The sequence below is a fragment of the Pseudoalteromonas sp. MM1 genome, assembly GCF_030296835.1.
GTDB lineage: Bacteria > Pseudomonadota > Gammaproteobacteria > Enterobacterales > Alteromonadaceae > Pseudoalteromonas.
Window position 1 is genome coordinate 2,972,184 of sequence record NZ_AP027922.1, and the last position, 13,766, is coordinate 2,985,949.

10 protein-coding genes are annotated in these 13,766 nt (G+C 41.6%); 3 read left to right on the forward strand and 7 right to left on the reverse strand.

What is annotated here, in order from left to right; genetic code table 11:
* Positions 1 to 87: 87 nt before the first annotated feature.
* The gene (locus tag QUE46_RS13375) at positions 88 to 1,035 is read left to right on the forward strand and encodes an alpha/beta hydrolase (protein WP_286245174.1); all 948 of its coding nucleotides are present in this window, start codon (positions 88 to 90) and stop codon (positions 1,033 to 1,035) included.
* 182 nt (positions 1,036 to 1,217) lie between these two features.
* On the opposite strand, the gene QUE46_RS13380 is transcribed toward QUE46_RS13375, so the two are convergent.
* The 7 genes from QUE46_RS13380 to QUE46_RS13410 all read right to left on the reverse strand — a co-directional run bounded on the left by QUE46_RS13380 (position 1,218) and on the right by QUE46_RS13410 (position 9,962).
* Positions 1,218 to 1,562: a PDZ domain-containing protein gene (locus QUE46_RS13380; RefSeq protein WP_055018436.1), complete on the reverse strand. Its 345-nt coding sequence runs from the start codon at positions 1,560 to 1,562 to the stop codon at positions 1,218 to 1,220.
* 76 nt (positions 1,563 to 1,638) lie between these two features.
* Positions 1,639 to 2,097, reverse strand: a complete 459-nt coding sequence (locus QUE46_RS13385; RefSeq protein WP_286245176.1) for a hypothetical protein — start codon at positions 2,095 to 2,097, stop codon at positions 1,639 to 1,641.
* Between the two features lie 210 nt (positions 2,098 to 2,307).
* The gene (locus tag QUE46_RS13390) at positions 2,308 to 3,594 is read right to left on the reverse strand and encodes a HAMP domain-containing sensor histidine kinase (protein ID WP_286245177.1); all 1,287 of its coding nucleotides are present in this window, start codon (positions 3,592 to 3,594) and stop codon (positions 2,308 to 2,310) included.
* Positions 3,591 to 4,274, reverse strand: a complete 684-nt coding sequence (locus tag QUE46_RS13395; protein WP_286245178.1) for a response regulator transcription factor — start codon at positions 4,272 to 4,274, stop codon at positions 3,591 to 3,593. The genes QUE46_RS13390 and QUE46_RS13395 overlap by 4 nt, the downstream gene beginning before the upstream one ends.
* The gene (locus QUE46_RS13400) at positions 4,274 to 7,459 is read right to left on the reverse strand and encodes an efflux RND transporter permease subunit (protein WP_286245179.1); all 3,186 of its coding nucleotides are present in this window, start codon (positions 7,457 to 7,459) and stop codon (positions 4,274 to 4,276) included. Before QUE46_RS13400 ends, QUE46_RS13395 begins: the two co-directional genes overlap by 1 nt.
* Positions 7,459 to 8,604, reverse strand: a complete 1,146-nt coding sequence (locus QUE46_RS13405; protein WP_286245180.1) for an efflux RND transporter periplasmic adaptor subunit — start codon at positions 8,602 to 8,604, stop codon at positions 7,459 to 7,461. The genes QUE46_RS13400 and QUE46_RS13405 overlap by 1 nt, the downstream gene beginning before the upstream one ends.
* The gene (locus QUE46_RS13410) at positions 8,601 to 9,962 is read right to left on the reverse strand and encodes a TolC family protein (RefSeq protein ID WP_286245181.1); all 1,362 of its coding nucleotides are present in this window, start codon (positions 9,960 to 9,962) and stop codon (positions 8,601 to 8,603) included. The genes QUE46_RS13405 and QUE46_RS13410 overlap by 4 nt, the downstream gene beginning before the upstream one ends.
* 153 nt (positions 9,963 to 10,115) lie before the next feature.
* Between QUE46_RS13410 and QUE46_RS13415 the strand changes: the two genes are divergently transcribed.
* Positions 10,116 to 10,808 (forward strand): hypothetical protein, encoded by a 693-nt coding sequence (locus QUE46_RS13415; RefSeq protein WP_286245182.1) that lies wholly within the window; start codon positions 10,116 to 10,118, stop codon positions 10,806 to 10,808.
* A gap of 197 nt (positions 10,809 to 11,005) precedes the next feature.
* Positions 11,006 to 13,750: a cadherin-like domain-containing protein gene (locus QUE46_RS13420; RefSeq protein ID WP_286245183.1), complete on the forward strand. Its 2,745-nt coding sequence runs from the start codon at positions 11,006 to 11,008 to the stop codon at positions 13,748 to 13,750.
* Positions 13,751 to 13,766: the final 16 nt, after the last annotated feature.

The window sequence follows — 13,766 nt, forward strand, 5'->3', positions numbered from 1 at the left end:
TTGCTTAAATACAAGTGCATACGTATTCACATTGAATTAACAACGCAAGCTTGTGATAGTGCACTTTTTGTATGCTAAGGCGCCATCATGAAATTAGTTGCTTTACTGTTTAGCTTATCAATACTTGTAGTGCATACCAGCTATGCAAACACGGCCACCGTGCAAGTAAGCAAAGGCCAAATTGAGATAATCGACAATATAGAATCACAGTTTGTAAAAAACCGCTTTTTAAATGTTTGGCTACCGCCAGGTTACAACAAAAACACCACCTACGACGTGCTCTACATGCACGATGGCCGCATGCTATTTGATGCCAACAGCACATGGAACAAGCAAGAATGGCGCGTAGATGAAGTAGCCGGCACACTAATAGAGCAAGGTAAAGTACGCCCATTTATTGTGGTCGGCATTCCTAACGCCGTAGAAAACCGCCACAGCGAATACTACCCACAAAAACCGTTTGAGGCCCTAAGCAAGCAAAAGCAAAACGCCCTTTACCAGTTAGAAAAATACCCAGGCCATAAATTATTTGCCTCTAAGGTTTACTCAGATAACTACTCACGCTTTTTAGTTAAAGAAGTTATTCCTTACATTGAATCTAACTACAACGTAAACAAAGGCGCGCAGCACCGTTATATTGGTGGCTCTAGCATGGGCGGGCTTATATCGTGGTATACACTACTTAATTACCCTCACGAATTTGCCGGCGCTATTTGTATGTCGACCCACTGGCCAGGTATTTTTAGCCACGACGACGAGGTATTTGCCGAGTTTAAAAATTACATTGCCAACAACATCGCAAAGCTAAGTAACCAAAAAGTGTATTTTGATTACGGCGACAGCACCTTAGATGCCATGTACCCTAAGTTACAAGCACAAATTGATGCACTATTTATGGAGCATAAGTACCCAGCAAAACTTTGGCAAAGCCAGTACTTCCCGGGTGAAGATCACACCGAAAATGCATGGGCAAAACGCCTACATATTCCCCTTGAGTTTATGTTTAGAAAAACCAAACAAGCTTCAGCCGAGTAATCATTTACAGGTATTATCCTATCAGTAATCACAAAAAAGCGGCTTAACGTTCATTGCGTTAAGCCGCTTTTTTAAAACACTTTTAAACCGTTTAAAACGTAGGTCGGATAAGCGCAGCGCCATCCGACAACTAACGGCGTTTTATAACTAATTATGGTTTAATACTTTAAAGTTCAATAGGCTTACCAAGCATTCATAGGAACTTCTAAAGGAACTTGGCTACCATCCTCATTTTCTAAAACTAACTGTAAGATATCTCCTGACTCCTTGCGCATTAATTTTTTTGCTTTACTGGCAGGGCAGCCCGGAATTTTACAGCCTTCTATAGAAATAATTTTTTGCCCTGCAATAATCCCTGCTTTTTCAGCGGGAGAACTAGGCTTTACTTCTTCAATAATAAATGACATTACTTTTGGGCTAAAAAAGCCATCCGCCCCAACGTTCCCTACAACTCCAAGCTTCACTTCTTCTGCTGCCAAGGCATTAAAAGAAATAATTGATATTAAAATAATTATAATTTTGAACATAAAATAAACACTCCCTGTTAGCCAACACTAAATATGTTGGTATCGTTTTTTGTATTGTTTGCTAAATATATGACTATTAATCATTCTCTGGGTCGCCGCGTTTATTATATCGCTCTTTGAATGACTCATAGTCTTCGCTTTCAAGTAATAAAACATTTTGTAAAGTATAACTAGCTGCACCGTATATAAAATTAGCTGAAACAGAAACACTTTCCCCTATTTCAAAATCAGAACGATTAAACCCGCTAATTTCAGACTTGTTTATAGCAGCACACAACGAAGCTAAATTCTTTGGACCACTATTAATACTTATGCATAACTCTGATATTAGTTGACCTTGCTGATCAACTTCTGGATACATTAGTATTATCCAGCTATCGTCCAAATTTTCACTATTTCCATCAACTAGTCGATGAATGTGTAATTTGTTTGCTTCATCTGAGCTCAGTACATTTTCAGAAATAATAAGCGATGTGTTTTCAGCACTACATACCCAAAATGGGCAAAGTAATACAAAAACTAAAAATATCTGCATACATTTCCTAAAATAAAACATTCAATAATCGCAACTAGTTTGTACTGGATTGCCCTGATTGCTATAGAGCAATTTCCCATACCGAGTTTTACACTCTACTATCGCATACTATTTAATCAAATGTTTAATTTCACATAAAAAACCGCGCTAACCCTTTATAAAAAAGCTTTAGCGCGGTTATCAATACTTGAAACCTAATTAACCAAGTAACTAACTAAAATCGACCACCACTTCGTAGCGCCCTGGCATGTCATTTACTTCGTATACCCAGCCGTGGCGTTTAATTATTTTTTCACTTAATTGCAGGCCTAGTCCGTACCCTATGCTGGCGGGTTTTGCTGAAGGCTCGCTCGCTTTAGGGGCATCGTCTTGCTTACTACAATTAACAATAGTGACTTTACTGCCTTGCTGCGTAATGTGTACTTGGCCAAGTTGGGTATGTTGGTAGGCATTACGAATTAAGTTAGTCAGTACAATGTGACACGCAGTAGCGTCGGTTGTAATCACGCTCTCTTGCTGGGTGTTTAAAACCACCTCAACGTGCTTAGCATTAAGCAGGTAATTAAGCTCATTACTTAGGGTCGTTATTTTATCACTCAGGTTTACAGGTTCTGGATTACTTTGCTGATCTTCGTTGCGGCTTAGCCATAATAGCGTATCGGTTAAATCGCTCATGGTTAAACCAGCGCGCTCTATACGCTCAAGTGTGAGCTGTTGTTTATCACTTAACGGGGCTTTTTCGCTTAAGCGGTTAAGTAGCTCAACGTTACTGCGAATAACCGATATTGGCGTTCGCAGCTCGTGGCTGGCATAGCTTAAAAAGCGCTGCTCGCGCTCTACGCTTTCATTCGCCGAAAGTAAGCTGCTGCGTATTAATGTGGCTAAAGTGTTTAGCTCGTTATAGGTAAAATCGGGCGGTGTTTGCTGCAGGTTAGTTTGGTTTAACGATTTGGCCCAGCCCCTTAACGACTCCACTGGCTTGGCTATTTTTTTCATTACCATAAACAAAAAAAACGCAAATAACACAATGGCAGCAATGCCTGTAATGGCAATCCATAGCATGCGTTGTTCGGGCTCTATATGGGCAATGACCGTGGGGCGGTCTTTTTCGAGCATAATACGCGATATATAACGTGGTTCGCCCAATTCATTTGGATAATACACAACAAAAAAAAGATTCTCGGGCATTGTAAACATCGACGACTGATCTTTTCTTTTGTGCAGTAAGCCTATTTCTGTAGGCTTTGAAAACCGCTGTTTAATTATGCTTGGCATATCTTCCCAGCGGCTTGCGATAGTAAAACCTATTATGTCTTTTGGCTCCCCTGCTTTTACCTGCGTTGTTTGCGTAAGCTTTAGCATTATCCCGTTTAAGCCTTTATCAAGGCCATCAACAAAGTAATTGACACTTAAAAACGAAAAGCCAATGGCCATAGCAGAGCTAAGCACCACCATACTGGCAAAAAAGTAGAGCCTTAAACTAGGCCTTATTTTCATTTTGGTTGCCCTTCATTTGCTGTTATTGCAAAGCCCACACTAGGAATGGTTTCAAGTGTAACTTGGTGTGTAGTTGCTTCTAATTGCTTACGTAAATGATGCACATGCACTTTTAAACTGTTGCTGTCGGGTTGCTCTTCACCCCATATAGCTTGCATAATGGCACTGCGCGTAACAGGCTGCGGCGCATTGCGTACTAGGGTTTCGAGCAGTTTAAATGCAATCGGAGAGAGCTTTAATATTTGCCCCTCTACATCGGCACTGCGTTTTGCTAAATCTAAATTTAAGTTAGCTAAAGTGAGGCGTTTTGCCTCGCCGCTTTTGCGCTTTGCCAGCACTTGTACCCGCGCTACTAGCTCTTTCATGGCAAAAGGTTTTACTAAATAGTCGTCGCTACCGGCAGCAAAACCCTCGAGTTTGTTATCGAGGCTATCGCGTGCGGTCAACATTAATACCGGAATATCTTTACCTTGTTCACGCAATGTTTTGCACATTGTTAAGCCGTCCATTTTGGGCATGTTTACATCTAAAATAATCATTTGGTACTGATTACTTTGAATTAAATTTAGACCCATAATCCCGTTGCTTGCATGGTCACACTCAATGTCTTCTATATCGAGGTAATCTACAATTGTTGTTGCAAGGTCGATATCGTCCTCAACCAGTAGTACGCTTATCATTAAGAGGCAGCTCCTTGAGTGCGTTTACCACTTAAAAAGTCTACCACATTAGCAATTAAGCGCTTAATGTCTATTTGAATCATTAATAATGCCGGTATTAGTATTAATGTAATTACGGTTGCAAATAAAATACCGTAACCAAGCGATGCCGCAGCGGGGATTAAAAACTGTGCTTGCAATGATGTTTCACTTAATAACGGCACTAAGCCCGCATACGTTGTAATAGAGGTAAGCATTACTGCACGCAAACGGCTAGTACACGACTCTACAATAGCATCGTGCGTATTCATGCCCTCATCTTTTACCAGTTCGTTAAAGCGTGAAACAAGTAATAAACTGTCGTTTACCACTACCCCGCTTAGCGCCAAAATACCATTTAACGAGAGTATGCTTATAGTTAAGTCGTTCCACCAGTGGCCTAAAATAGCCCCCACTATACCAAACGGAATCGCCACCATAATCAACATAGGTTGAATGTAAGATTTAAGCGGAATGGCCAGCAATACGTAAATAACTAATAACGCCGCTATAAACATAGTGCCCATTGAGCCGGTGGTTTCGTCTTGCTCTTCAGCTTCACCAGCAAAGTGAATACTTAAGTTAGGGAACTGCTTAGTAAGCTCAGGTACTAAATCGCGGCTTAAATTATCAACCAACTCATTAGAGGCCACTACGTTTTTATCAACTTGCGCACTTAAGTAAATTGCACGTAGGCCATCAATACGCGTTATTTCATCTTGCTGGTATTCGCTGCTTATATTGGCTACGTTAACTAAAGGTACAACAGTGCCATCGGGTAATCTAATACGCGATTGCATGATATCGGCTGGTGTTTTACGGGCGTTTTCTGGGTAGCGTACGCGCACTTTTACTTCGTCTTTGTCACGTTGGTAACGCTGTACAATTGCACCACCAAACGCTTGCAAAACCTGATTAGATAACGTTGCGGTATCCATACCTAATGCGCGACCTTGTGCGTTTAAGGTAAATTTAAGCTGGGGTAAACCAGGATTTAAGTTGTCGTCTATGCCATTAACACCAGCAGTATTTTGTAAGCGCTCTTTAAACAGTGCGCCTGCGGCCATAACGGTTTCATCATCCCAGGCTTTTAGCTCTACTTTAAAATTATCCACCATTTTACGTGTAGCCAATACTTGTAGCTTTTTACTGCCCTCTGGCGTGCCAGCTAAACGTTGCCATTCTTGTGCAAACTCGCTTGCTGTAAAAGCACCTTCGTTAAGCAACTCAATCGTAACCGTACCACTCGTATCACTGCTGCTAACAAGTTGTAAGCTGGTTATTTCGCTCTCTTGCGAGTCGTACTTATCCATTAAGTTTTGCTGTGCTTGCAGTGCACTTTGTTCAAGCGCTAACAAGTTTTTATTTGTTTGCCCATACGCTGCATCGTTTTGCATAACAAGCTCAGCGCTCACGGTATCACCGGTAATACTTGGGAAAAAACCTACTTTTACCGCACCTGTCATAGGCATACCAATAACCAATATAAAAAAGGCTACAAATGCGGCAACAACGGCGTATCTAAAACGTAATGAGTACTCTATTACACGGCTATAAATATTTAAGCTAAACCAATTTAGGCCGCTGTCGGCACCGTGCTGCACTTTTGACCACAAGCCGCTAATGCCCGATTTCAACTGGCGTTTAGTGCTTATGTGTGCCAAATGAGATGGTAAAATAAGTTTTGATTCAACAACAGAAAGCAATAAACAAATAGTAACAACCGTTGCGAACTGGGCGTAAATTTTACCTAGGTTACCTGATACATTCGAAAGCGCCATAAACGCAGCAACAGTAGTTAACACGCCAAATATAGTGGGTACAGCCACCTTCATAGTGCCTAAAATAGTGTTATTAAGGGTATCGCCATGTTTTTTGCGGGTAGTATATATACTCTCCCCCACTACTACGGCATCGTCGACTACTATGCCTAGTGCCATAATAAAACCAAAGGTGGTCATTTCGTTTATGGTCAGCGCGGTGTAACTGTCGGTCATAAAATACAGCGTGCCAAAAAATACAAATGGAAGGCCACCAGCAACCCATAGTGCTACGCGTACATTTAAAAATATGGCTAAAATAACAAACACCATAATAATACCAGTAACCGCGTTTGTAGTAAGAAGCGACAGGCGCTCGGTAATTAATGTACTTTTATCGTACCAGCTCTCAAGCTCTACATTTTGAGGGAGTAAACCACGCTCATGCCAATTATCGATTACAGCTTTTGCTTGTTTAACCACCGTGGTTATATCGCTGTTTTCATCCATTAAAATTTCAATGCCTACCGCGCTTTGTTGGTTATAACGGCTTAATGAATTGGTATCTTCAGCGAACGTGTCGGTAACGTTTGCTACATCACCTAGTTTAATTTGCGTACCGGTGTTCGTGGTTAAAAGCACAATATTTGCAAAGTCACGCTGCCAATAAGCTTGGTCGGCTGCTTTTAAACGAATAACCTTATTGCTATCGCGTAAGCTTGATGAAAGTGGGCTTGATGATTCGTTGTTAATCACCTCACTTACATCACTTAATGTTAAGCCGTAAGCTTGTAATTTCCCTTCATCGATTTCTATCGACATCATAGGATCTAATACGCCTGACTGCTCAACATCACTAATACCTGACTGTGCGAGTAAATCGGCTTTTAATCTTTCCCCTAAATTTTGCAACGTATGACGATCGGCATCACCAAATAGTTGCAAGGTTAATGCATGGTCTTGCCTGCGGGCTTTGTCGATCACTGGCTCTTCGGCATCCGCCGGAAAGTTGTTTATGGCATCTACTTGGTTTTTTACATCGGTCAGTAGCTCATCAAGCGAGTAATCGGTTTTTTTCTCAATGCTTACATGGCTGCCGCTGGCATCTGATGTAGAGGTAATACGCTTAATTCCGGGAACGGTTTCAAGAGCTTCTTCTATTTTTAGGGCAATGCCTTCCTCAGCTTGCAGGGCATCGCCACTGTCGTAAACCACCGATACTGAAATAGTATCAGGCTCAAGGCTCGGAAATGCCTCTTTACGCAAGGTAGAAAGCGACATTATACCCATTACTATTACGCTAATTAGTAACAAATTAGCGGCTACAGAGTTATTAGCAAACCAGCTAATAATACCGTGCAAAGGGTTAGTATTATTAGGTAATTGCGGTGCTTGATGCGGACTCATTATGGCATCTCCTCAACAATTGGGTTTACTAGCATTTCGTTTAGGTAGCTCACTAGCGGGCGTGCAACAACGCGTAAATTAGCTTGCCCTTCAATAGGTGAGATATAAACGTAATCACCACGCTCAAATAACTTTTGCGCTTTAACGCTCATTAACGTGTTTTGCTCGTTCACGTACCAAATTAGTCCCTCTTGCGATACCGCAGAAGCTGGTAATTTAATTACGTTATTAAGCGCTTTACCGGCAATTTGTACCGCTAAAAAAGCACCTGGTAATAACGGTGTAGCTTGCTCAAAGGGTTTGTCTAGCGCAACCACTACACTGCGCTGACGCGAGCTGTCGTCAAGGTGTTGCTCAAAACGAGCAATGTAACCTTGCCACTGATTTTGGGTTGTTACATCACTTAAAATAACTTCACCCGACTTATCGCTTGCTAAGTTTTGCCACTGATTTAATGAAAGCGGTACAGTAATTTCTACTTTGTCGGTGCTGTTTAATGTAGCGAGCGTGTCGCCAATACTTACGTACGTACCTAGGTCTATATCGCGCGATAAAATAACCGCATCAAACGGCGCACTAAGGCGCGTATTTTTTTCATCACGTTGCGCTGTTTGCAATGCGTATTGAGCATTATCGGCCGTCGCTTGTGCGGCTTCTAACTGTAGCGTTCTAAATACTAATGGTGAGCTTGGCGCTTGGGTAACGCCCGAGCGCTGCCATTCGCGTTTAGCTTGGCCTCCTAAGTCTTGCTCTTCTTGTAATGCAAGCTTGGCATCGGCAAGGGTGGCTTTAGCACTTGCGACTGCTTGTAGGTATTCGGTGTTATCTATTTGTGCAAGTACTTGGTCTTTTTTAACTAAATTACCTGTGGCAAATTGCTCACTCATCTTCGTTATTTCGCCCTTAACTTGCGCTTTTAAGGTAAGTGCCCAATGTGCTTTGGCTTCACCGTGGCCGCTAACATATGCTTGATATGTACTTGGTACAGCATTAATTACCGTTACATTTGGCGCTATAGATTCAGTTGGCGCTGGCTTTGGACCATTTGCTTGCTGCGCCATTTTTTGGCCGTTATATGAAATAGCAAGCCCTATGCAAACAATGGCAACTAGGGTTACAACAACAGGTGCTGGCGAAATTTTCATGACGATACTCCAAGGCCCAAGGCAAGGCCTAAATCTATACGGTTAGTTAAAAGGGTGTAATTTATTTGGCTAAGCTGAGCTTGTAGGTCGTATACCTGTTGCTGCACGGTTAGTAGGTCTAAAATATCAACCAACCCTTGCTGGTATTTGCTTTGATAGTTGCTAAAACTGCGCTTAGCACTGGCAAGCGCTTTGCTAATTTGTAGCTGCTGCTGGGTTAATGATTGCTCTTGGCCTAGCGCATTCTCTACTTCGTTTACGGCGCTTAATAAGGTGTCTTGATATTCCCAAAACGCTTGTTCGGCATTTAATTTTGCAATATCAACTTGTGCACGCAATGCTCCACCTTGAAACAATGGCGCACTTAAGCTTCCTAATAAGTTCCAAACTGGGCTGGTTAATAACGCTTGGCTTGGTGTCGTTGCTAAATCACTAAGCGATGCCGAAAGCGTAATGCTTGGCAGTAAATCTTTGTAAGCTACATCAACTAAATAACGTTTAGATTGAATATTGTAATAGGCACTTTGTAGGTCTGGGCGACGCGCTAAATCTTGCTCTGGTAATGCGCTTAATGGCTCAACAACCTCGGGGAAAACAGAGGTAGTAGGTAAGTTTTCAAGCTTATCAACGCCCACTAATAATACTAAAGCACGTTTAGCTTGTGCTATTTGCTCTTGGTAATCGGCAATAGTGGCACGGGTCGATAACGTATCGGTGCGGGCGGTATCAAGGGCTTCTAAATCGCCTAAGCCGTATTGGTAACGCTCAACAATACTTTGCTCGTTATTTTCTAAAACCGTTAAACGCTGCTGCTCTATGTTAAGCAAATCTTGCTGTAAAATAATGTTTAAATACGTGCGTATCACGCTGGCTACTAAGGTGTCTTTAGCGCTTTGGTAAGTGGCTTGATTACTAGCTATGATCATGTCTTGCGCGGCAACGTTATCAGCAATTTTTTGCCATACGTCGGCTTCCCAGCTAACCCCTAGTGATGAGCTGTACTGTGTGCCGGTTGTTTCGTTACGCTGAGCGTCAAAATCGGCATCTACACTAAACCACTGGCTTGCTGCGGTAACATCGCGCTGCGCATAAGCAAGTTTTAGCGCTACATGCACTTGGTTAAATGAAGGGTTATTTGCAACGGCTTGCTCAATAAGCGAATCAAGTCCCGCTATATTCACTAAATCAGTGATATAACTTACCTCGGTTGCATCATCTTGTGTGTATTGCCAATTTGCATGCTGCTTTAGCGATTGCTCGGTGCTATTACCTGTATAGCTTGGCTGGCTACTACACGCAGCAAGCGTACAGCTAAGTGCAAGCAATAAAACCGTTGAGCGCTTTTTAAAATAAACCATTTAACTGTGCCTAATTTACATCATTACACATAGTTTATTAGGGCAAGGGTTAAGAGTGGGTTAAAAGGGGTTAACTTACTTTAGATAAATTAGTATTTGCCTCGCTTAGCCAAATTACGTAGCCTTTGGCAAAAATACTCATTCAAAATCCACATGCAAAAATTAATTTTTACTCTTTTTTTATTATTCCCAGCTTTATTACAGGCTAAAGTCACTTTAAGTGATAAAACGATTATTTATAGTGGTCAAATCAACAAACAAAATAACAATACGGCAGCTGAGCTGTTAAAAAACAATCCCACAATTAATAACTTTACTATTACCAGCGGCGGCGGAAACATAGATTTAGGAATGGATTTAGCCGAGCTAATTTTGGCGCATAAATTAACCGTAAATATAAAGCAGTTTTGTTTTTCATCGTGTGCTAATTATGTGTTGCTTGCTGGGCACCCTACTACAATAGAACCTAATGCAATTATCGGCTGGCATGGCGATGCAGCCTCAGCAAAATGGTTAGACAGGGATATTGATGCCATGGTAAAGCATTTAAAGGAGCCGCAAAAAAGCCAAAAGTGGAAAGAATTACGTGCTCATTACGATGAGGTAATTAATAAAGCAAGCCTGCGCGAAAAAGCCTTTTATAAAAAGCTAAATGTAAATCACGACCTACTAACGGTAGGGCTTGGCGCAAGTTTACGCAGCGCAGCTATAAAGCAACGTGCCCGTGGCTGGACGTATTCACCTAAAATGCTTAACTATTTTGGAATTGCCAATATTAGCTATAATAATTGGCAACCTCGCTCAGCTAAAAACTTCCCCCTTCTTATTATTAGCGATCTTAACTAGGGTTACATCTCCCTTATTTTAACAACACAGTCTTATTTGCAAGATAAACCCTGTTAAGCGCAGGGTTTTGCTTTTTAGGGACATTTTCAACCTCAATTGAATACTCACTATTTATAATACAAATACAGATTAAACTTTCAAATCTAATTGATATAAGTTATCATTCGCAACATCATTAACTTTCTATATTAACAATAATGAACAAGCTAATTAAGTTTACCCCAATATTATGCGCCCTTGCTTTAGCTGGCTGTGGTGGAGGCTCTGGCAACACAGCTCCGCAGTTTGCACAACCTAATTTAAGCTTTACTGTAAACGAAGACACTTCATTTACTGCTCAAGTAACAGCCACCGACGACGATGTACTTAGCTACACATTAGCTAATGCACCCAGTAACGGCACTATAGCAGTAGAAGCAAATGGAGCGTTTACGTATACGCCTTTTAGTAATTACTATGGCGAAGATACCGCGACCATTAGCGCAAGCGATGGCAACTTAACAGCAAATGTTGTGGTACGCTTTAGCGTAGAAAATGTTAATGATGCCCCGCAGTTACTAACCACTAACGTGTTTGTTACCTCTTCAACCACCACGCAAGGGATTATTACTACGCAAGATTTAGATGGTGACACCGTAACTATTAGCTTAATTACACCACCGAGTAATGGCGTAATGAGCATAAATAGCACCACGGGTGAATTTACCTATGAAGCGCAAACTTTAAGCAGCATTGATGAGCAATTTGAAATTAGTTACACAGATGGTCTAATTAGCGAGCCATTAACTGCAATTATTTCGTTAAGCCCTTCTTATGTAACTAACGAAGACAAACTTAATTATTACTACAGTTCTAGCCTATCTCATCTAAAACAAGCAGATGAGCTAAGCGCAAATATTGCTGACGAACTGTCTCGTTACGATATATACGCAACCCAAGCTGCGGCCTATGCGCGTGCAGGATTTTTAGATACTGCTAACGACTATTTAGCGCTTATAAACGAGCAAACGGCGCGTTCTTCAGCACTAAAAGATGTGGCACAAGCACTTGATGAAATAGGCCAAACAGAGCAAGCAAACGATTACCGCGTCCAAGCGGTAGCGGCCTACAACCAATACTTAGCTGATAAAGGTTTCGATAACATTGCCTCATCAGACGCATCAGCACTTTACTCTTTAGTAAAAAGCTACCTAGACGCCGATCAAGTCTCGCAAGCAAGTAATTTGTTGAATACAATTTCGTTATACGCTGAGCAAGTACGCGAAGACGAATACACATCAAGCTATGGCTACTTTTTAAATAGCGTACGCTTATCAATAGATGATGCCCTACAAAGCTATGCACAAAGCTTAGATGAAAGCGATTTAACTCAAGCCAAATTACTTGCCAATAACTATGCGCAACTTGCACTAAAAACGGGTTACAGACTAGTACGTAGCGGCGAATACGAAGGCCAACCATACGAGCAATACAAAACGTTGCACGGGGCTTGGGCTGCGCAATACCTTTATAGAGCTGGCGAATTTGAAGCATCAAAAGATTACACTAACCAAGTCCTTGCTATGTATGGCTCTACCGGCTTCGATAGTAACTACGCCTACTCAGCGTCGCCATACAGCGCCGCTACATTAGATAACTACACTTACCCTATTCAATTTTTAGCAGGCTTAATTGAAGGCTTATACCAAAGCGACGAAAACCCAGCAATAACGCTGTCAGACAGCGAAACCGATATAAACAACGCGCAAGAGCAAGTATATGGATTTAATATAGCTAACCGCCTACTTGCCGGTGAAGATATAACAAGTGCCGCTGCACAAGCTCGCAGCTTTTTTACTGAAAATGGCGATTACAACGAATTTTTTAGAGCACTTACCGAACTTGATAACGTCCCAGGCACAGGTCTAATTTTAAGTGAAGCCGGCAGAAACGACTTAGCACAGCAAGTATTTACCTATGCGGGCGACTTTTTAGCCTCTGATGAATACATTAGCAAAGAGTCATCAACCACGTTTTTAACGGGTTTTAAAGGCTGTAAGTCATTAGTAAGCTTAACAGCGCGAGTTGGTGGCGATACAGCAAATGCAGCAAATAAATGTTTAACCATACTGAATACGCTTAATGATGGCGACATACGCACGCTAAGTAATAGCTCATCAATTACGGCGCATAATCAAGTAATAGTATCGCTTATTGAAGGCGGCTTAGCGGAGCAAGTAGCCGGTGTACACAATCAACTACTTAGCTATATTGCACTAGATGAAGATACCGAAGACAGATTTGAAGCGCGCCTAGAAACCTTAGGTTACTTAGTTAATGCAAACCAAGCATCGCTTGCAAGCACCACTTTAAATAATGCGATTACAGAAATAACACCGGTGTTAAATGAGTTAACAAGCGATCAGTTAGAAACTATTTTAGCCGCTGTTAAAGCCGAAGTAATTGGTTTAGAAGAAGCTCAAACAGGTGAATTTTTACGTTATTCTATGCTTTCAAGTATGGGGTCAAACGCAGCGAACATTAGCGACTTCTCAGCAAATTATAGTAATGCAAAAACGCAAGCTAGCACGCTTTTAAATACGCTTGAGCCACTTATTTTGGGCTTTGCCGATACAATTATTGCCGACAACATGGAAGACTTAGTTAACAGTTTTACGTTAATTAACGATATTAGCAAAGCACAAAGCTTAATTAGTAACGGGGTTAATGGCGAGGCTGATCAGCTTGAGCTTTACATAGGTATGACCAACTTAGTCGCCTCTCGCGATGACTTTAGAGGCATAGCGATAGCAAGCGTAGATACCGACCACGACGGCCTACCTAACTTCTTTTTACCTAACACCAGCGATGAAGACATAGCCTTAGCAGGATTAATTGCCGACCAAGATGCCGATAACGATGGCGTCATTGATAGCGAAGACACTACCCCACTAGGTATTTAAATAAGAGCCGTAATAA

Excerpts from the sequence above, each read along its gene's own strand:
- QUE46_RS13375 (WP_286245174.1), top strand. The coding sequence starts at position 88 with ATGAAATTAGTTGCTTTACTGTTTAGCTTATCAATACTTGTAGTGCAT.
- QUE46_RS13410 (WP_286245181.1), bottom strand. The coding sequence starts at position 9,962 with ATGGTTTATTTTAAAAAGCGCTCAACGGTTTTATTGCTTGCACTTAGC.
- QUE46_RS13385 (WP_286245176.1), bottom strand. The coding sequence starts at position 2,097 with ATGCAGATATTTTTAGTTTTTGTATTACTTTGCCCATTTTGGGTATGT.
- QUE46_RS13390 (WP_286245177.1), bottom strand. The coding sequence starts at position 3,594 with ATGAAAATAAGGCCTAGTTTAAGGCTCTACTTTTTTGCCAGTATGGTG.
- QUE46_RS13420 (WP_286245183.1), top strand. The coding sequence starts at position 11,006 with ATGAACAAGCTAATTAAGTTTACCCCAATATTATGCGCCCTTGCTTTA.
- QUE46_RS13405 (WP_286245180.1), bottom strand. The coding sequence starts at position 8,604 with ATGAAAATTTCGCCAGCACCTGTTGTTGTAACCCTAGTTGCCATTGTT.
- QUE46_RS13400 (WP_286245179.1), bottom strand. The coding sequence starts at position 7,459 with ATGAGTCCGCATCAAGCACCGCAATTACCTAATAATACTAACCCTTTG.
- QUE46_RS13415 (WP_286245182.1), top strand. The coding sequence starts at position 10,116 with ATGCAAAAATTAATTTTTACTCTTTTTTTATTATTCCCAGCTTTATTA.
- QUE46_RS13380 (WP_055018436.1), bottom strand. The coding sequence starts at position 1,562 with ATGTTCAAAATTATAATTATTTTAATATCAATTATTTCTTTTAATGCC.
- QUE46_RS13395 (WP_286245178.1), bottom strand. The coding sequence starts at position 4,274 with ATGATAAGCGTACTACTGGTTGAGGACGATATCGACCTTGCAACAACA.